This is a genomic window from Levilactobacillus suantsaiihabitans (assembly GCF_004745505.1).
Classification (GTDB): Bacteria; Bacillota; Bacilli; order Lactobacillales; family Lactobacillaceae; genus Levilactobacillus; species Levilactobacillus suantsaiihabitans.
In genome coordinates this window covers 1-1,029 of sequence record NZ_RKLX01000053.1, presented here as the reverse complement: position 1 = coordinate 1,029, position 1,029 = coordinate 1, and the positions used below count along the sequence as shown (strand labels likewise).

General features: G+C 51.7%; 1 rRNA gene. It reads right to left on the bottom strand.

Features of this window, described 5'->3' with window-relative positions:
* Window positions 1-1,029, bottom strand: a 16S ribosomal RNA gene (locus EGT51_RS12770); the annotation flags it as partial.

The following is a 1,029-nucleotide window of genomic DNA, read 5'->3' as shown; positions in this document are numbered from 1 at the left end:
CGGGACTTAACCCAACATCTCACGACACGAGCTGACGACAACCATGCACCACCTGTCATTCTGTCCCCGAAGGGAACGTCTTATCTCTAAGATTGGCAGAAGATGTCAAGACCTGGTAAGGTTCTTCGCGTAGCTTCGAATTAAACCACATGCTCCACCGCTTGTGCGGGCCCCCGTCAATTCCTTTGAGTTTCAACCTTGCGGTCGTACTCCCCAGGCGGAGTGCTTAATGCGTTAGCTGCGGCACTGAAGGGCGGAAACCCTCCAACACCTAGCACTCATCGTTTACGGCATGGACTACCAGGGTATCTAATCCTGTTCGCTACCCATGCTTTCGAGCCTCAGCGTCAGTTACAGACTAGACAGCCGCCTTCGCCACTGGTGTTCTTCCATATATCTACGCATTCCACCGCTACACATGGAGTTCCACTGTCCTCTTCTGCACTCAAGTTACCCAGTTTCCGATGCACTTCTCCGGTTAAGCCGAAGGCTTTCACATCAGACTTAAGAAACCGCCTGCGCTCGCTTTACGCCCAATAAATCCGGACAACGCTTGCCACCTACGTATTACCGCGGCTGCTGGCACGTAGTTAGCCGTGGCTTTCTGGTTAAATACCGTCAACCCCTGAACAGTTACTCTCAGAGGTGTTCTTCTTTAACAACAGAGTTTTACGAGCCGAAACCCTTCTTCACTCACGCGGCATTGCTCCATCAGACTTTCGTCCATTGTGGAAGATTCCCTACTGCTGCCTCCCGTAGGAGTTTGGGCCGTGTCTCAGTCCCAATGTGGCCGATTACCCTCTCAGGTCGGCTACGTATCATCGTCTTGGTGAGCCATTACCCCACCAACTAACTAATACGCCGCGGGATCATCCAGAAGCGATAGCCGAAGCCACCTTTCAAACAAGAGCCATGCGGTTCTTGTTGTTATACGGTATTAGCACCTGTTTCCAAGTGTTATCCCCTGCTTCTGGGCAGATTTCCCACGTGTTACTCACCAGTTCGCCACTCGCTTCATTGTTGAAATCA